The sequence below is a fragment of the Bacillus sp. AK128 genome, from assembly GCF_053903075.1.
This window is the reverse complement of record NZ_CP096379.1, coordinates 432,940-452,537: the sequence shown is the minus strand read 5'-3', so window position 1 is coordinate 452,537 and position 19,598 is coordinate 432,940. Positions and strand designations below refer to the sequence as shown.

15 protein-coding genes and 1 pseudogene are annotated in these 19,598 nt (G+C 35.5%); 4 read left to right on the top strand and 12 right to left on the bottom strand.

The genetic code is table 11. The features are described 5' to 3' along the window. Window positions 1-180: 180 nt before the first annotated feature. Window positions 181-2,517, top strand: coding sequence for an accessory Sec system translocase SecA2 (gene secA2 / locus M1D60_RS02095; RefSeq protein WP_456277573.1), 2,337 nt, complete (start codon window positions 181-183; stop codon window positions 2,515-2,517). A 72-nt stretch (window positions 2,518-2,589) separates the two neighbouring features. Then, window positions 2,590-3,477, top strand: a complete 888-nt coding sequence (locus M1D60_RS02090) for an accessory Sec system S-layer assembly protein (protein ID WP_456277572.1) — start codon at window positions 2,590-2,592, stop codon at window positions 3,475-3,477. 69 nt (window positions 3,478-3,546) lie between these two features. Here the strand turns inward: M1D60_RS02090 and M1D60_RS02085 are convergent, their stop codons facing one another. The 9 genes from M1D60_RS02085 to M1D60_RS02045 form a co-directional block, all read right to left on the bottom strand. Further along, window positions 3,547-4,980: an S-layer homology domain-containing protein gene (locus M1D60_RS02085; RefSeq protein WP_456277571.1), complete on the bottom strand. Its 1,434-nt coding sequence runs from the start codon at window positions 4,978-4,980 to the stop codon at window positions 3,547-3,549. 334 nt (window positions 4,981-5,314) lie between these two features. After that, window positions 5,315-6,658, bottom strand: coding sequence for an O-antigen ligase family protein (locus M1D60_RS02080; protein WP_456277570.1), 1,344 nt, complete (start codon window positions 6,656-6,658; stop codon window positions 5,315-5,317). A 32-nt stretch (window positions 6,659-6,690) separates the two neighbouring features. Beyond that, the gene (murJ, locus tag M1D60_RS02075) at window positions 6,691-8,208 is read right to left on the bottom strand and encodes a murein biosynthesis integral membrane protein MurJ (RefSeq protein ID WP_456277569.1); all 1,518 of its coding nucleotides are present in this window, start codon (window positions 8,206-8,208) and stop codon (window positions 6,691-6,693) included. Between the two features lie 12 nt (window positions 8,209-8,220). Further along, on the bottom strand, window positions 8,221-8,928 hold the full coding sequence (locus tag M1D60_RS02070) for a WecB/TagA/CpsF family glycosyltransferase (protein ID WP_456277568.1): 708 nt from the start codon (window positions 8,926-8,928) through the stop codon (window positions 8,221-8,223). A 33-nt stretch (window positions 8,929-8,961) separates the two neighbouring features. Continuing rightward, complete coding sequence (locus M1D60_RS02065; protein ID WP_456277567.1) at window positions 8,962-10,248, bottom strand: nucleotide sugar dehydrogenase; 1,287 nt, start codon at window positions 10,246-10,248, stop codon at window positions 8,962-8,964. Window positions 10,249-10,484: 236 nt separating this feature from the next. Continuing rightward, on the bottom strand, window positions 10,485-11,081 hold the full coding sequence (locus tag M1D60_RS02060) for a YdcF family protein (protein ID WP_456277566.1): 597 nt from the start codon (window positions 11,079-11,081) through the stop codon (window positions 10,485-10,487). A gap of 81 nt (window positions 11,082-11,162) precedes the next feature. Next, window positions 11,163-11,543, bottom strand: coding sequence for a hypothetical protein (locus M1D60_RS02055; RefSeq protein ID WP_456277565.1), 381 nt, complete (start codon window positions 11,541-11,543; stop codon window positions 11,163-11,165). Window positions 11,544-11,705: 162 nt separating this feature from the next. Beyond that, complete coding sequence (wecB, locus tag M1D60_RS02050) at window positions 11,706-12,860, bottom strand: non-hydrolyzing UDP-N-acetylglucosamine 2-epimerase (RefSeq protein WP_456279554.1); 1,155 nt, start codon at window positions 12,858-12,860, stop codon at window positions 11,706-11,708. 90 nt (window positions 12,861-12,950) lie between these two features. Beyond that, complete coding sequence (locus M1D60_RS02045) at window positions 12,951-14,267, bottom strand: UDP-glucose dehydrogenase family protein (protein WP_456277564.1); 1,317 nt, start codon at window positions 14,265-14,267, stop codon at window positions 12,951-12,953. A gap of 290 nt (window positions 14,268-14,557) precedes the next feature. Here M1D60_RS02045 and M1D60_RS02040 point away from each other — a divergent pair, with 290 nt between their 5' ends. Both M1D60_RS02040 and M1D60_RS02035 read left to right on the top strand, forming a co-directional pair. Next, the gene (locus tag M1D60_RS02040; protein WP_456279553.1) at window positions 14,558-14,722 is read left to right on the top strand and encodes an aspartyl-phosphate phosphatase Spo0E family protein; all 165 of its coding nucleotides are present in this window, start codon (window positions 14,558-14,560) and stop codon (window positions 14,720-14,722) included. Window positions 14,723-14,896: 174 nt separating this feature from the next. After that, window positions 14,897-16,050, top strand: a pseudogene (locus tag M1D60_RS02035) (IS3 family transposase). A gap of 94 nt (window positions 16,051-16,144) precedes the next feature. On the opposite strand, the gene M1D60_RS02030 reads toward M1D60_RS02035, so the two are convergent. The 3 genes from M1D60_RS02030 to fcl all read right to left on the bottom strand — a co-directional run bounded on the left by M1D60_RS02030 (window position 16,145) and on the right by fcl (window position 19,591). Continuing rightward, complete coding sequence (locus M1D60_RS02030) at window positions 16,145-17,518, bottom strand: sugar phosphate nucleotidyltransferase (RefSeq protein WP_456277563.1); 1,374 nt, start codon at window positions 17,516-17,518, stop codon at window positions 16,145-16,147. Window positions 17,519-17,717: 199 nt separating this feature from the next. Continuing rightward, complete coding sequence (locus tag M1D60_RS02025; protein WP_456277562.1) at window positions 17,718-17,891, bottom strand: hypothetical protein; 174 nt, start codon at window positions 17,889-17,891, stop codon at window positions 17,718-17,720. A gap of 773 nt (window positions 17,892-18,664) precedes the next feature. Further along, window positions 18,665-19,591, bottom strand: coding sequence for a GDP-L-fucose synthase (gene fcl / locus M1D60_RS02020; RefSeq protein WP_456277561.1), 927 nt, complete (start codon window positions 19,589-19,591; stop codon window positions 18,665-18,667). Between the last annotated feature and the right edge of the window lie 7 nt (window positions 19,592-19,598).

Genomic DNA, 19,598 nt, shown 5'->3' with positions numbered 1-19,598 from the left:
AACTTGCTAAAAAAGGGAAAGTTATCCATACTAGTGTATTGTAACATAGAAAAATTTGGAAGATAAGGGTTGGATTAGTTTTTTTTACTAAAAACTTAACCAAGAAATACAAGATGAAACACCTGCTAAAGAATGCTATACTGTTTCTATTAAATGTAAGTTGTGTTAGGAGCGAATAAAATGATTACTTACGTTAAAAAAATGATTGGTACGAAGCAGGATCGTCGTATCAAGAAGTTCTATAAATTAGTCGAAGAAATAAATAAGCTAGAGCCTGATTTTGAAAAGCTTTCAGATGAGGAACTAAAGCAGAAGACCCTTGAATTTAAAAAGAAGCTTGAAGAAGGGAAAACCATTTTTGATATTCAGGCTGAGGCTTTTGCGGTCGTTCGTGAAACATCTAAACGTGTGTTAGGAATGAGACATTTTGATGTTCAGCTAATTGGTGGAATGGTGTTAGCAGAAGGAAACATTACTGAAATGCCTACTGGTGAAGGAAAGACTTTAGTTGCATCCCTTCCTAGTTATTTACGTGCATTAGAAGGAAAAGGCGTCCATGTAATAACCGTAAATGATTATTTAGCCCGTCGTGACCGTGAGCAAATAGGAAAGATTCACGAATTCCTTGGGTTAACCGTGGGCCTAAATATATCGCAAATATCTCCTGAGGAGAAAGTGGCTGCCTATCAGGCTGATATTACGTACGGAGTAGGAACTGAATTTGGGTTTGACCATCTTCGGGATAACATGGTTTACGATCTAAACCAACGTGTGCAGCGTCCTTACCATTATGCCATTATTGATGAAGTAGATAGCGTATTAATTGATGAAGCAAAAACACCACTTATTGTAGCTGGAAAAACAGATGTTAGCTCAGAGTTGAGCTATTTATGCGCAAGAGTCGTACAATCGTTTGAACTTGATGTTGATTTTCAATTTGATGAAGAAACCAAAACAACTAATCTTACCGAGGATGGAATTGCAAAGGTTGAAAAAGGGTTTGGAATTGATAATTTATATGATCTTGAGCACCAGACCCTTTACCATTATGTCATCCAGGCATTACGTGCACGTGTCATGTTTAAAAGGGATGTAGATTATATCGTGAAAGAAGGAGCAGTATTACTTGTTGATATGTTTACAGGTCGTCCAATGGAAGGCCGTAGCCTTAGCAACGGTCTACACCAAGCTATTGAAGCAAAGGAAGGCTTGGAGCTGACAGCAGAGAATAAAATACAAGCATCTGTTACGATTCAAAACTACTTCCGTCAATATCCAACTCTATCAGGAATGACTGGAACTGCTAAGACAGAGGAAAAAGAATTTCAAGAGCTATATGATATGGAAGTTATCCAAATTCCAACCAATAAACCCATTATTCGTCAAGATCTCATCGATCAAATTTACGCTACGGTTGAGCAAAAATACCAGGCAGTAGCTCAAAAGGTAAAAGAAATCCATCAAACTGGACAGCCTGTATTAGTAGGAACCACTTCAATCCTTCAATCCGAAAAGGTAGCTGACTATCTAAAGGCTGAAGGACTTGACTATGAATTATTAAATGCCAAAAGTCTCGATCAGGAAATACGTCTAATTTCTTTAGCTGGACAAAAGGGTCAAATCACGATTGCCACCAATATGGCTGGTCGTGGAACTGATATTACACTTGGTGAAGGTGTATCAGAGCTTGGTGGTCTATATGTGATTGGAACAGAACGTCATGAATCACGTCGTATTGATAACCAGTTAAAGGGACGTTCTGGCCGACAAGGTGACCCTGGTACTACCCAGTTCCTTATCTCTATTCAAGATGATATGTTCCGTCGATTTGCTCGTGAAGAAGTAGAAAAGCTTACAAAGACGATTAAAACAGATGACTCTGGTCTAATTTCATCTAAGAATATCTATGAATTTGTCGATCGTGTTCAACGAATTTGTGAGGGTGCTAACTTCTCCATCCGAGAATACAACCTAAAGCTTGATAATATTATGAATGAACAGCGAACTACCATTTATGCTCTTCGAGACAATATCTTAACAAAAGAGGATGGATTTGCCCTAGCTAAGCCGATGATTCTCGGTTATCTTGATTACCTAGTTGATACTACTTGTGATCCTGAATTAGATTCAGAAGAGTGGGATTTACCAGCTCTTCAAGATCAACTTAATGAAGTGATCCCAGGAGAAAACATCACATTAGGTGAAGAGATCCTAGATGTGAAACAAGTAAAAGAACTGATTCAGTCTGCTGTTAGTCCATACTTCACCCTTTTGGACGAAAAGGCAGAGAATGAGAATCTACAGATGGCTGTTAAGCAACTTCTAATCTCAGTTGTTGATCAACATTGGTTACAACATCTTGACTCTATGGAGAGACTAAAAGAAGGTGTTGGTCTTCGCAGCTATAGCCAGGAAGATCCAATGAGACAGTATCAACGTGAAGGTTTAGAGATCTTTACCAATATGTATCATCAAATGGAACGAGATATAAGTATAAAACTGTCAAGAATGCTATAATAAGTATATAGACAAAAACGACCCCCTTTTAGATTAAAAGGGGGCTACGTAATGTAATGGAGGTTTGACCAAATGTTATCAATCTTTAATCGTAAAAACAAAAAGCCCCAGGGTAAGGAAGCTATTGTTGATTCCAAGGACTTATTAGAAGGTGAAGGTGTAGAGTCTTCTGATCTAGATGTCTATACAGAGCTTTCCTATCATCCAGCCATTGAAATGACGACAGAAGAGAAATATTATTATCAGTTTTTAAATAATGAGCTACCACCTCTAAAGGAAAACCAGTTATCCCTTTCAGGAATCGAACTTAAAAAGTTGGATAACGGATATGCCATCAATGCGTTTGTACGAAACACTTTAAATAAAACCATCAAGCTTCAGTCGATGCATTTATTGTTAATCGATGCAGATGGTAAACAGCTAGGTAGAAAGGAATTTGACCTTTCTCTTCTTGAGGAGCTTCCTCCACGAAGCAGTCGGCCTTGGTACTTTGTATTTGAGGATCAATACCTAACAGAAAAAGATATTCCAGCTACTGGTTGGAAGCTTGCATTTGAACTTAAAAGAGCTCATTCGCTTGATTTAGCAGATAGTTGGAAGGAAAACCTTTCTTCGGAAGAACAAGAAAAATTGGAGAAATTAGTACAATCGTTAACACCACCTAAAGATGGTGAAGTTAATTTCATGGGACTACAAATCAAGCACGCTGAAACAGGTGAATTACATGTAACCATGTTGATCCGTAACGGTAGTCATAAGAATATTAATCTACAGCAGCTGCCATTAATTGTCGAGGATGCCACTGGTGAGGTGGTTGCCAAGGGAGGATTCACCCTTGAATCCTTTGAAGTGAAGGCCAATACAAGTAAGCCATGGACATTTATATTCCCTGGTTCGCTTGTTGTTAAAGAAAATCCTGATTTGACTAAGTGGAAGGCTTATCCACCGCAGGGGAATTAATAAAAATAAAGAGGGTGCCAGGCACCATCCAGATTTTGGATGGTGCCTGGCACCTTAGTATCTGAAATTTTAATTTATGTTAAATGACAAAATCGAATCAGTATAATAGTTGTCATCAAAATAGACAAATCCATTTAAATGCCCCATATAATATCCATTAAAATTATCGGAGATTTGCTCAGTATTGCCTGCTAAATTTGTTACATAAAGCTCCTCTGCCCCAGTTTCTTCATTGTATCTGGAGTACATGACCTTATCATCAATCAGGTCAATAACAGCAACATCATTTACTATGTTTTGTATTACTTTACCTGATGTATCCATTACTATTTGACCCCATTCTTCATTGATATATAGAACAGCATCGTTCGAGACTTCCAGAATACCACCATCATATGCAACTGTATCGCTTGTAAGCGTTGTAAATTCTGATCCATCAGCTTTCATCTTGTGAATTCCATTTAGATCAGAATAGAAAATCCAATCCTGATTTGATGTTATTTGGATTGACCAAGTGTTTTTAATGGCCTTTTTTCCACTTCCATCTAAATTTAGAGAATACATACTTTCGTAGTGAACACTATAGACGAGTTTTCCGTTATTCATTGTAAAAGATGTCACGTCCTCATTCGATAATTCCTCTAATGAGCTTCCATCTTTTTTAATTCGGTAAAGATGCCCTTTTTCAATACTTCCATAATATCCGTAAAACTCAGTTTGATGGATAAAATATATCCAATCTCCTTGAACAAACACTTCATCCATGACAGGATACGGATATAAATTGACTGTTTCTTTTGTGTCACCTAAAGTCGCGTTCACACCATTATTACCAATCCAATATAGAACATTTTCTCCCACAAGTTGGTTTTTTACCGGTTTAAAGTACTCACTAACCGCACGACACATAAAAGCTGAAAATTGTGCCCTAGTAAGACTTTGATCTGGTTTAAAGTTTCCTCCATCATATAAAACAGTAAGATTATGATCAATAAGTGCTTGAATAGAAGATTTCGCCCAATGGTTGTTAGGTACATCATTTATCATAGTTGTAGTCTTAGGTTCTAATTCGAATGCCTTTGCCAAAACATACGCCATTTCTGCACGAGTCATTGTTTTATAAGGTTCAAATTTATTATCTTTAATAATCTCGTCAAATAGACCTGATTGAACAACTGCTTGGATGACATTATAATTCTCATCTGATTTCGGAACATCTACAAGACCTTGATCTTGAATCTGGCCTTCTAGATAATATGAATAATTGAATTTTCGGTCCATCATATGTGCAATATGAACTCTTTTCAAGTCACCTTGTGGTCTAAAAGTTCCATCATTAAAACCATTGATGATTCTATCCATTGCCAGGTATTCTATTTCTTCTTTTGCCCAATGTTCATTCGAAACATCTGAGAATATACTTCCTTGAGCAGATACCCCGGAATGAATGCCCATTACTAATACAAAAATAAATAAACCAATAAAACTTTTTAGCTTTTTCATTGAAACCTCCAGATTTTTATTTTATTACCAGTTATACTTATTCGTTCTTTATTAAGAATATCCTTTTAAATTACGAAAAAAGGTGAGAAAAGGGGAAAAAAGGTGCCAGGCACCATCCAGTTATTGGATAGTGCCTGGCACCTTTTAAGATCAAAAAAAAGAAAAGGCATCTATCTAAAAGATAGATACCTTTTCTTTCTGGGCTACCAACCGAGACTTTTCTATTTTTTAAAAGCAGAAGGAAATAATACTTCACTTATAACTACATTTTACCACTCAAGTCATAAGATAACAATTAATTTTTTTGGGTTTTAGCCGATAATTACTATTGTTATTATTTTTCGAATACTTCCATTTTAACCACTAGATATGCTAGTAAGATCGCTACATATACACTAACTGCAGGTGCAAAAAATACATGTCCTGCTGTATAGGCAATTCCAAGTGCTAGCACAAGTCCCGAACCGAATAAGACGATTTCTAAATTAAAATATTCCTTTAAATTCGTGATCAACTTCCAAATAATCCTCATGGCGAAATAGAGTAATGGGAGAAGAAATAAAATGGCTCCTAGAATTCCTAAATTAAAGAATAAATCATAAAAGTCCATTTCTACTGTTTTAGGGGTTTCTTCATAATTTCCACCATAGCCCATTCCAAAGAGCTTTTGTACAACAGGTGCCTCATCAAAATATAATTTATGCTGCTCTAAGAAATTTTCTCTACCACTCAAGAGCATATTCTCAATCCCTTCACTAGGGATATCATCTTTTGTAATCTCATTATTATCTACTTTTTCCTTCGATTCCTTAGGTACTACCCACCGAAGATGAACGGTCGTATTATAGTAGGTTGGTGTATGTGGAGTAATAAGCCAGAACCCAACAAGTAATAAGAGGTTTACAATGATGCTAATCAAGATAGCTTTCTTTCTAGTTTTTAGCCATTCGATCGCTTTCATGACTAGTGCAACACCTAGTACGATTGCAATGGCTCCATACCCTACCTTTGTTCCTAGGGATAATAAGGCATACATCATTAACAATACTGGTATCCAATAATAAGTGGTTTTCCACGATGTTGTTTTACGAACTGCATATAAAACAACAACTGTAAAACTTATAGCCATAATGGCTCCTATTTCATTTCCAGCGAAAAACCACCCCTGATGGCCTTTCTTAATACTCTCATAGCTTTTAATTCCTGTTCCCGTAAGTCCAGCAATTAGCATGACAGAGGCAACAATAGTCATGGATATATATACAAACTTTTGAACGGTTTGATCCCAGTCTATTCTCTTTTTTAGAGAACGGAATGCGAAAATATAAGCAAATAAGATAACTGGAAAATAGGCAAGCTTAGCAAGATTGCGTACTTCACCAAAAATCGAAACGGGATTTTTCATTGCAAGACTGATGACAAGATTGATAATAAAAAAGGCAGCCAGGATCACTAAATAAATAATGGCACGCTTTTTTTGTTTTTCATCATTCACTATAAAAAGATAAGCACCCGCCAACAATAGAACTAATAGTCGTATGATGATTCCAAGTGTTAGATTAACCTTTAAAGCAAAAATTGATAATGTCGTCAGGATATCAATTAATGGCTGAATCATTATATAAATTAGTAAAAAAGACTCGAATGAATGCTGATATTTACGTAAACTTGTAATCACGATTGTTTACCCCCTTATACACGATATCCAATTTAATTACCCTTCAATTTTGTTGATCGTTTAAGCATCTCCTGTAAAGATGATGTTTTCATTAGGATTAAGACGGTAAAATAAACCAAAGCTCCTAGCATCACCATAAATACTAAATATATAAATACGGGTAATTGTTCAATGAATTCTATATATTGAACTCCAAGTAAAGCTACTACCATTATGACAGTAGCCAAAATGATCTTGCTGTATTCTTTACCGATTAGCTTTATATTAAAGCCGCCTGTCATCTTATATAACGTCACAAATGTTATGACCGAGTAGACAAGACCCACTAAAGATGAGGATAGTGCCAAACCGGATGCACCCATTACGTTAGATAAAATGGCATTAAAGATTATATTACATACTATTGAAATAACTCCGATCCGGAGCATATAGTGTCCCTTTTCAAGCGTATAAAACCCTTTGGCAATTACAGCTTGTATACTATAAAACAACACCGAGCCTATATAAAACAAGGCATATTCTGTTGTCAACGCCGTAGCATTTGCATCAAATGCACCACGTTCATAAACGAGCTGAACAATCTCTTTCATTAACAACAACATTCCAGCTACAGCAGGTGCTAGGAATAGGAACATGTACATAAGTCCCTTCTCTATCCCTGTTGAAAAAAGCTTTGTATTCCCTTTTGATTTAGCTTCAGCTAAGATAGGGAAAATAATCGTTGCTATAACTACTCCAAAGATTGCTTGAGGTATATTAACCAGGCGAAATGCATAGTTTAAATTGGCGACCACACCTTCTCCTAATCTTGCAGCAAACAATGTATTAACAAATAGGTTGACCTGTCCAACAGCAATCGTTAACCCGACTGGTAAGAAAATGAGATAAAAGGCTTGTACTTCATGTCGGTCAAGTTTCTGACTCCATAGCATTAACTTAGATGGTTTAAAGTACAACACCTTGATTAAGAAGGAAATCATTGTTCCAACTAAATAGCCAATGGCAACTGAATAAATCCCTAATTCCTCATGTAAAAGGTAAGTACCACCAATCGTACAAATCACAACCACAGTTTGAGAAAAGGTAGAAAAAGAGAACTTCCTCTTTGCATCGAAATATCCTTCGTATACTGCATTTATACCGACTACCATAACCGAAACGAAATAAATGACTGCCGTCCAAATAGCAATTTCAGTACCGTGCTCGTTAAAATCAGGGTAGAGGAACCGAATCAATAGTGGAGAGAGAATCGCACCAATTAAAGATATAATGGCTCCGATTAAAAATGTTCCTTTTACCACATTCGTTAAATGAGAAAAGCCTCTGCCTTGCTCTTCAAATTTGTAGTAGCTTGGCAAAAAGGCATCTTTCATTCCAGTTAACATAAACAAAATAATGGCATTAGGAATTGTCATTGCAGCAATATAGGCATCTGCCATATAAGAATCCCCAAAAAATTGAGCAATGACTAGATCTCGAAGCATGCTAGAGAACTTTAATATAAAAGTCGATAGTAATAATAAAATACTTGCAAGCTTTAGCTTAGACATTGTCATTCCTCACTATTTCTTGATTACCCTAAGTAAGAACTTTGGAAGGATTAATTGTCGTTTCCAACGCCAAGGTTCCTTTATTAATCGATAAAGCCATTCTAACCCCAACTTCTGAAAGAAAAGTGGTGCTCTCTTTAAACGACCTGATACCACATCAAATGAGCCACCTACACCTTGATAAATAGAAGGGCTTAGCTTTTCCATATGATTTAAAATCCAATATTCTTGTACCGGGCTTCCTAGCGCTACAAAAATGATATCCGCTTGTGAGTCATTAATTGCAGAAGAAATGACGGTTTCATCCTTTTCATAGCCATTCATTGTCCCCACAATTTGAATACCAGGAAACTTTTCCTCTAGTTTTTCCTTGGCACTATCTGCAATTCCAGGCTTTGCCCCATATAAAAATATCTTTTTATGATGCTTCGTAGCCTCTTCACATAACCTTAGCATCATATCAATACCAGTGACACGTGAACGAATTTTTCCGCCTTTTAACCAGGAGGCAATGATAATCCCGATTCCATCCGGGATTTGATAAGTTGCCTTATTTAGTAAGTGTAATAATGTCTCGTCTTCTTGAGCCTTCATCACTTTTTCCGGGTTAATGGCCACAATAAACGAACTGCGATTTGAATGGATATCTTCCATTAGTTTAGCAGCTAATTCATCGTAATTATATGTTGAAACATCTACGCCTAAAAAATTTTCCTTCATCCTATCACCTATTCAAACAGAAGTCCCAAACTCTTAATTGTTTGGGACATTTTTAGAGTCACCTAGTGTATATACCTCAAATTGCTGAGAGTTCCACATATTTCGGTCAATGCAATTTTTTGTATCTAAGATAAATGTTGATCTCATGTTATCCTTTACTTGCTCAGGTTGTAAATATTTAAATTCGTTGTGATCAGTCAATATAACGATTAGATCTGCTTTTAATACTGCTTCATCTAAGAGCTGTGTTTGATTTTTCACCTTATTTTCTTTAATGTGTGGATCGTAGGCCGTGTAATCAATCTCAAGCTGATCCATATGATGTAAAACCTCTAGAGAAGGACTTTCCCTAATATCATCAATATTCCCTTTAAAGGCTAAACCGAATACGGCAACTCGCCCATTAGGAATTCCATTGCTCGTTAAAATTTCTTTTACTTTTCGAGCTGTAAACTCCGGCATCCCATCATTAATCGTACGCGCAAGCTTAATCATATTTGCTAGCTCAGGTTGTAATTCAACAAGGAACCATGGGTCAACTGCAATACAGTGTCCACCTACACCAGGACCTGGAAGATGAATATTTACGCGGGGATGATAATTCGCTAATTTTACAGCTTCCCACACATTGACGCCTAGTTTTTCACTAATCTTCGCTAATTCATTTGCAAAAGCAATATTGACATCACGATACGTATTCTCAATAACCTTTACCATCTCTGCCGTGGTTGCATCTGTAATATGAATGGTACCTTTAACAAATGTGCGATAAAGCTCTTCGGTTAAGCGACTAGATTCCTCATTAATCCCACCAACAATACGATCATTATTAACAAGCTCTTCAAATACTCTGCCTGGAATCACTCGTTCCGGGGAGTGGGAAATATATAATTCTGTACCGAATTGAAGATTGGTCTTTTTCAGGACAGGCATCATCACATCTTCTACCGTACGTGGCGGAACTGTTGATTCAAGAATCACAAGATTTCCCTTTTTCACAAAAGGAACAATGGATTCGGTTGCTGAACGAACATAATCAAGATTTGCTGATTTATCATCATTAATAGGAGAAGGTACCGCAATGATAAAAATATCCGCTTCCACTGGCGAAGTAGAAACCGTAAGTTTTTGACTATCTATTGCAAGGTTTAAACGTTCTTGAAGACCTTCCTCTTCTATATGAAGTTGCTTTTGTTTAATCATATTTACTGCTTTCTCATTAACATCCATACCGTGAACTTGTAGTCCATGGTTTGCAAACATGACAGCTGTAGGTAATCCAATATAACCTAAGCCAATTACACAGACTTTCTTTGTCATTAAAAATAGCTCCTTTTTAAACAGAAGTGTTTTTTCACTTGTTATTTATTATATCGAATAATGTAAAATGATGATAGCATTAAACGATAAAGTCAACGATTTTTCTCTTTTTCTTACTATTATTATGGTTCAATTCCTATAATTAATTGTAAAAGAATTTGTTAATTTCATTTTCCTCAATAATATTCGGTTGATTATATCTATTTTTGTAGGTTTCTCCTCCTCCCCTTCTCTTCTTAACGCATCAAAGCCATCCCTGGATTAAGATCTATCCACTTATATAATTTCAATTGATAGCCAACAATACTTATATATTCTCTTACTGTTATTTGGAGACTTTTTAAATTACCCCACCATTTTTCTGCTTTAAAATAATTACTTTCCACTGCTCTATACGTGAGATTTACTTCGTTGTCCTTAAAAACCTTATCAAAGGTTAGTTTTGTCCTTCGAGTATGGTAATCAGACGTAACTATAATCGCAGAAGTAAATCCGTGTTTTAGCATGATTTCCTTTGAGTAAACTGCATTTGTGTAAGTACTTGTCGCGTGATTCTCTAGGAGTACCTTTTCCTTAGGCAATTCTCTATACACCTTTTTTAAAAGTGTTCCTTTTTCATTAGCCCTTGAAAGTAATACATACTCAGCGTATCCTGCTTGGTGCAAGGTTATTGCCTCATCAAGTCTACCATTATCTCCACTTAAAACAATAAGCACATCTACGTTCTTTAAATTTTCATTTACTACTAAATACTCCCCTATCGGGATAAACTTGATGGCAACTAAAGATAAAAGCAATAACAAAACCAGACTATAAATTAGACGTTTCTTCATGATTTTCACCATCTTTATAAGAGGAATTTTTCAATGAAAAAAGGTCCCGCTAAGGACCTCAATGTAAGCCTATGTATACAATTAAGATTTTTTCAGTCGATCAATATGATATTTTGCTTCTGCTTTACAAGAATAATCGATGTCTGCAATTTCAAGATCTCTAATGAGCATTTCTAATTCATCCATTTGCTCTTGAGTAGGTTCCTCTGTGAGGATTTTCTCAATCGTTTCGTTTATTTTATTAGCTAGGTCTTGATGAAATTGAGGATCTGCTTTTAATTGACCATCTATTTTATTATACCAAGCTGCGTTATTAGATGCATACTCATTCCATTCAGTTACGAATTTCTCAAGATTGTATGCTTCTTTGCTCCATTGAATTGATTTCATATATTGCTCAAACGCTGTTGTAATTGATCTTGTTAAACTTATTTTAACTCCATTAGGAAGATTATTTATCATTAATACTAAATACCTCCAGACCTTTCTCTATCTAGTCAGCATCTTATCATATACTGACTTTATCTGACAAATTTTTATGAATATTGCATCATTAATTAGTAGTATATATAGTACCATTATGTGCTACTATTCATCAATCTATTAAAAATATACGTATAAAAGTTATTCTTCCTGATAGTTAAAGGACTGTGGGGTAAGATTACTTTTACCAAAATAGTATAAGATGGCTTGAACGATCCGGTGCGAGGCTTGTCCATCTCCATATGGATTAGAGGCTTTAGACATCTTCTCGTATGTGATTGGATCATTTAGAAGCTCATAGCCAAGCTTATAAATTGATTCTTCCTCAGTTCCTGCTAACTTTAACGTACCCGCATCAATCCCCTCAGGGCGTTCAGTTGTATCACGTAACACGAGCACCGGTACTCCTAAAGAAGGAGCTTCTTCTTGTACACCACCAGAATCAGTTAAAATAATATAGGCTCTTGCTGCAAAATTATGAAAATCGAAGACACCCAGTGGCTCAATTAAATGAATACGAGAATCATCCCCTAATATCTCATCAGCAACCTCACGAACAGCTGGATTTAGATGAACAGGATACACAACCTGAACGTCCTCATGCTCATTAACTAACCTTTTAATGGCTCTAAACATATTACGCATCGGCTCACCAAGATTTTCACGGCGGTGTGCAGTTAGGAGTATTAGACGATCATCACCTATCTTATCTAACACGTCATGCTGATATTCTGGTTTCACAGTCGTTTTTAATGCATCTATGGCAGTATTCCCAGTAATAAAAATAGACTCTTCTTTTTTATTTTCATTGATTAAATTTTCATATGACTGTTTTGTTGGAGCAAAATGCAAATCAGCCATTACACCGGTAAGCTGTCGATTCATCTCTTCTGGATAAGGCGAATACTTATTCCACGTTCTTAACCCAGCTTCCACATGACCAATGGCAGTTTGATTATATAGAGCAGCCAAACTTGCAACAAATGTCGTGGTTGTGTCACCATGTACTAACACGATATCAGGGTTAACCTTCTTCATGATCTCTTCTAGACCTTCTAAAGCTCGAATGGTCACCCCTGTTAAGGTTTGTCGATCCTTCATTATATCCAAGTCATAATCAGGCGAAATTCCAAACATTTCCATAACCTGATCAAGCATTTGGCGATGCTGAGCAGTGACTGTTACAATCGGCTCTATTTGTTCAGGGTATTTTTGTAGTTCCAACACTAGTGGCGCCATTTTGACTGCCTCTGGTCTAGTTCCAAATATCGTCATTACTTTTATTTTATCCATTATTACACCTACAATCGCGAAGTCTCAATATACTATATTCCATTAAACCACAACAACATCAGTTCTAACAAATACTAATAGGGAAAAATATCCTTATTTTAGTTTCAAGTCAACAAACTCTCTTCCAACTGAGTAATAAACAACACTCTCTTTTTTCGCTTCATTAGTAGAATAACAGTTGCGTCCGTCAAAAATAATGGGTGACTTCATCCACTCTTTATATGTAGATAGAGAAAGGTTTTTTATTTCTGGCCACTCCGTCACAATAAATGCGATGTCTGCACCCTCTAAAGCCTTTTCTACAGAAGCGGAGTAGTTAATTTTGTCTCCTAAGATCCTTTTTGCATTATTAGTAGCAACCGGGTCATAGGCAGTTATTTCGACCCCTTCGTTAAGAAGTTGCTTACATATTTCAAGAGAAGCTGCTTCCCTCACATCATCTGTATTTGGTTTGAATGCTAGCCCCAAAAGAGCAGCCTTTTTGCCCCTTAAAGAGCCCTGATATTCCTTTGCCTTCGTAACAAGAAGGACTTGCTGCTGATTATTTACTTTAATCACTGATTCTAATAGTTCAAATTTATGCTCCACATTCCCAGCAATTTGAATCAACGCTTTTGTATCCTTTGGAAAACATGAACCACCATATCCAATTCCTGCTTGTAAAAACTGTGGTCCAATTCGTTGGTCCTGTCCCACACCTTTAGCCACATCTTCTATATTTGCACCAACCTTTTCACAAATATTAGCGATTTCGTTTATAAAACTAATTTTAGTTGCTAAAAAAGCGTTAGAAGCATATTTAATCATCTCTGCACTATGTAAATCCGTTTTGATGATTTGGATTCCGAATGGTTGATTAATCTCCTCTATGATTGCAGCAGCTGCTTCACTGTCTGCACCGATTACAATTCGATCACCGTGAAAAGTATCATGTATAGCTGAACCTTCACGAAGAAATTCAGGATTTGATACCACTTCTACATGTAATTCAGGAGATTTTTTTTGATCAATTAAAGTCTTAATCCAAGCATTTGTTCCAACTGGAACCGTACTTTTCGTAACCACAACCGTATCCTTCTGAATATATGTTGCAATCTGATTCGCAGCATTTTTAATATAATCAAGATTTGCTGAACCATCTGTATGTTCAGGTGTACCAACAGCAATATAAATTACATCCGCACCACTATAGGCCATTTGCTTGTCCGTTGTAAATTGTAAGCGGCCTTGGTTTATATTTTGTTGAATTAATTCATCCAATCCAGGCTCATATATCGGAGAAATACCAGCATTCATTTTTTCAACTTTTTCTTCATCTATATCTAAACACGTGACAGTATGACCAATATGAGCTAAGCACACACCTGTTACAAGGCCAACATATCCAGTTCCAGTAACTGTTATATTCATTTACTTACTTCCTTTCGAAACGAAATCTATGCTAATTTTATTTTCTCAATAAAATCTCTACTTGCTCTACCTCAAATTATATGGCTTTTGAGTTGAGAGGACAACATTTTAACAAAATACATCATGAATCATAAAGGTCTATTGACTTTTATCCAATAAAACTTCACAACCTTATTCGGGAATATATATCTATTTAACCTTATCAACTTTATTTAAAATAGTTATATCTTCACAATAGGGAGCTTGAATTCATCTTGAAACATGATCATCTTTTACTAAAAATTGAAGAAATGCGAAGACTCTTAATTGAAATTGGTTTAAGCAAAGGGTTCAACTCCCCTGAAATAATGAAAATAAGCGAAGAATTAGATAAGAGGATTTTTGAATATCTAAAGGTGGAAAATTGGAGTTATAAAGATAAATCACCCTACAACGTTCTACCCTACTTTTATTAGTAGGGGTTTTTAATTTAACCGTACTAGTGGGAAATACAAAGTTGCTTGGGGCGATTACCAAAAATGGAGGATATGGAGTAGGTAGGATTTATGATGTTAGTCTAAAAAATGGACACGGTAAATTGGTAGAAATTCAGTATAATAAAACTAACAATTAATCGGGAGTGTCAATGAATGAGAAAAACATATGATAAAGAATTTAAACTACACGCAATCAAAATGGTATAGGAGGATGGCAAACGAATTGCCGAAGTAGCATGAGAGTTAGATCTAGTTGAACAGACGTTTCACAATTGGGTAAAGAAGTACAACCAAGGTAAAGAGGCAGCCTTTGTCGGAAGTGGCAATGTACAACATGAAGTGAAAAATAAACGTGATCTCCAAAAGCGTATCCGTGACTTGGAAGAGGAGAATGCGATCTTAAAAAAAGGCTATGGGCATCTTCGCAAAAGACCAGAAGTATTTTACGACTTCATTCACAAACACCGACACGAATTTCCTGTAGCGATGATGTGTACTGTATTAGGTGTTTCAAAGAGTGGTTATTTCTTGGGTCAACCGACCCAAGAGTGAACAAATAAAGAGAAGAGAACAACTAACCGCTCGTATTAAACGTATTCATTTAGAGTCTAGGAAAATATATGGTAGCCCCAAAATACAAAACGTTACAGGCACAAGGCATTCACTTATCCCAGAAGACCGTCACTCGAATCATGCATAAGAATCAAATAAGATCAAAGACAGTCAAAAAATATAAGGCGACTACGAATTCGAATCACACACTCCCTGTGTATCCAAACCTACTGAACCAGCACTTTCACGTTCAACGTCCAGGTCAGGTATGGGTTGGAGATATAACGTATATTTGGACAAGTGAAGGATGGCTTTATTTTGCCTCCATTATGGATCTGTTTTCACGTCGACTGATTGGTTGGGCCATGGGTGAACGAATGACCAAAGAGCTAGTTATAACGGCTTTAAAACGGGCCATGGTTACACAACCGCCTACACCTGGTTTGATCCACCATTCAGATCGCGGTGCCCAGTATGCCTCCAATGACTATCGGCAGTTATTGCGAGAGAATCACATCATTACGAGTATGAGTAGAAAGGGAAACTGTTACGATAATGCTCTTATCGAATCCTTCCTCAGTATTATTAAGAGAGAACTCATTTTCCATGAAAGCTATAAAACTTGAACTCTAGCCAAGCAGAGTATTTTTGAATACCTTGTCAGCTTTTACAACTACAAGCGTATACACTCAACCAACGGCTACTTGTCTCCCATTGCTTATATATCCAAGAATTACAAAGATTATTTGCTATAAAAACATTATCTCCACCCTCAATTAATCCAACACATGAATGAGACACAAAAATACCAGTTACATGGGTAGACACTCTCATCTTTTAAGAAATATATTATTTCACTATGGATCGACAATGTTCTTCTACATCTTCCCATTTCATAAATATACGTACAATATCTTCTTCAATAAGTTGCGAACCAGTTTGTACTTCAATAAATTCTAAGTCAGTATTAGCTCTTAATCCATGTTTCGCCTCAACAGGAATCTCTAAAACATCTCCAGGTTTCACATGACAGATTTCATCGTTTAATGCAAATTCACCATCACCTTTAATAATTGTCCAAACTTCCCTTCGAGCATAGTGTTTTTGATAGCTTAGGTTCTTACCGGCTTTTACACCAATTCTCTTTATTAAAACCTCATTTCCTTCTTCAAATTTTGTATGGTCCAGCACCCTATACCACCCCCATCGACGTTCTTCATACATCGGACGTTTGTCAAACCCATTTAATACCTCTTTTATTCGTGGACTGGCAGCCTTGTCGGTTACTAATATCCCGTCTGGACTCGCTACAACAACTGCATCTTTAATACCCAATATAGTTACAGGGATATCTAATTCATTTACTAAATGAGTATTCCTAGAATCATTACTGATAACCCCTTTACCAATCAGATTAGTACCCATTTCTTCTGTAAGAGTATTCCAAGTTCCAAGATCCTTCCAACTACCACTATAAGGAAGTACTACCATTTTTTTTGCCTTTTCAACTACTGCATAATCAAAGCTGATCTTTTCGAGACTTTGGTATTTTTTTAATAATTCATCATATCGGGTTGGCAAACCTTTATTTTGTAATATATCTATAATGTACTGAAGCTTAAAAGCGAAAACTCCACAATTCCATAAAGCGCTTTGATTGATTAAATCAACCGCTTCTTTCTCAGAAGGCTTTTCCTTAAAATGACTTACTTGAATATAGTCACTTTCAGTATCTTTTGTTGGAACTATATAGCCATATTTTGCAGAAGGATAAGTAGGACTTACTCCCATTAATGCTATATCAGCACCTGATTTCAATACTGTACCTTCTAATTCTTTTATTCTTTCAAAAAAGCTAATATCAACAAAAGGATCTACTGGTAAAACTCCTATTACTTCTTCTAAATTAGTACCCTTCATAGAATACAGGTAAGTCACAGCTAAAGCGATAGCAGGAAATGTATCACGACGTTCGGGTTCAATAACTATTGGAACATGATTGCCTAATTGGTTATGAATCATATCCACCTGAGCTTTACTAGTTGCAATTACTGTTGACTCATTCAATTGTAAACTTTCTAATTGTCCCCAAACCCTTTGAACCATCGACTCTAAGTTTCCACATTTTTGAGTTAGTACTCTTAAGAATTGCTTTGATCTAGAGTCATTTGATAAAGGCCAAAGACGTTTTCCTGAACCGCCAGATAATAAAATGAGCTTCATTATTTTCCTCCTAAAACACTATATTCTTTAATAATTTGATCGGGGTGATTTTTACACTGTTCACAAATAAAGGAATAAGCAAATCATTGTATTCTTTTGAATTAGTTAAATTGAATCAATATAATATTCCGTCAATGCCTGATACTATACTTTCAATCCAATCAATATTATTTAAGTACCATTCTATTGTTTCCATTATTCATTCTTCAAATGTATAATTGGGCTCCAAACCTATTTGAGCTTTAATTTTACTGTTGTCAATAGCATATCTTCTGTCATAACCTGGTCTATCTTTAACATGCTTGATTAAGGCTTCAAATTTTCCCCAATATATTAACAATAAGTTTTGCAATTTCAAGATTTTGCTTTTCATTATTACCACCAATGTATATATTTACCATGGCCTACCTTGTTCTAGAACAGTATCTATTGCAGAGCAATGATCTTATACATGAAGCCATTCTCTGATTTGTTTACCATCACAATATATTGTTAAGGATTTTTCTTTTATGCAATTATTAATTAAAAGTGGGATTCGAGTAAAAATTCAGTTTAGGATAATAGCTAGATTACTACTTCATAACCAATTTTGCTATAGTAAAGTACTTAATTCAGAACTTAATATAGATGTTTATGCCAAATGTAAGTATTACTTAACATAACTACTACATCCATTTTCCTGATAGAGTCTATTAAAAACAAATTCCTAATATTAATGCAATTAATACTAATGTTTTAGATAATCTTGGATGTATAACAACCTCTTGTTATATTTACAAAATTTTTTTAAATAATAGTTATCATAGTAGTTAATAAATAACATCTACCCAATATCACCATAATAGGAAAATAAGTAAATTTTCCTTTAGATATCTGAGAATCCAACTCCACTATCGGTAAATCGATAATTATAGTGAACCTACTCCATACGAAATTTCAATATTTAAATTAATATAATTTAATAACTTGTTAAAACCTGTAGTATTTTCAACTCTGTTTCTCATTATTGTAATTAATATATCACCATTATTTACTTCCATTGTATTAGTAGCGTTTTGATTTTTAAGACCAACTTATCTACTCCTAAAACTTTAGAAATATTATCATATAATCTCATAATTTTAAAAATGTATATAGGCTTTTCTATCAATAGTTGTTAATAAACCAAGTATAAACCTTTTCTATCCCTTCATTTAGACTAACTTTATGTTTCCAACCAGTTTCTCTAAGTAAATTCACATCTAATAGTTTCCTTGGTGTACCATCTGGTTTTGAAAGGTCATTCACTATTTTGCCATCATACCCCACAACCTTTCTTATAATCTCAGCAAGTTCTCTAATTTCAACGTCTTCTCCAATACCAACATTTACATGGATTTCATCATTATATTTATTCATTAAATGTATACAAGCATCAGCTAAATCATCTACATATAAAAACTCTCTTCGGGGTTTTCCTGTACCCCAAATGATTACTTCTTTATCACCATTCATTTTTGCCTCATGGAATTTCCTTATTAAAGCAGGTAGTACATGTGAAGTTTCTAGATTGAAATTATCATTAATTCCATACAAATTAGTTGGCATGGCTGAAATAAAATTACAGCCATACTGCCTTCTATAAAATTTACATAACTCAATTCCGCATATTTTAGCAACTGCATAAGCCTCATTTGTGGATTCGAGAAGCCCCGTTAGTAAATATTCTTCTTTTATAGGCTGTTGTGCCATCTTCGGATATATACAAGAAGAACCTAAAAACAACAATTTTTTAACCTGATACTTATACGCACTGTGAATAATATTACTTTCTATCATTAAGTTATTATATATAAATTCAGCTGGGAAGTTGTCATTAGCATGAATCCCCCCCACTTTAGCAGCTGCTAAAAACACATACTCCGGTTTTTCAACTTCAAAAAACTCTTCTACATCTGCTTGTCTTGTTAAATCTAATTTGTCAGAACCTTTCCCCACTATATCTGTGTACCCTTTGTTTTTAAGGCCTCTAACTATAGCTGAACCAACCATACCTTTATGGCCAGCAACATATATTTTCGAATTTCCCCTCATTTCAATT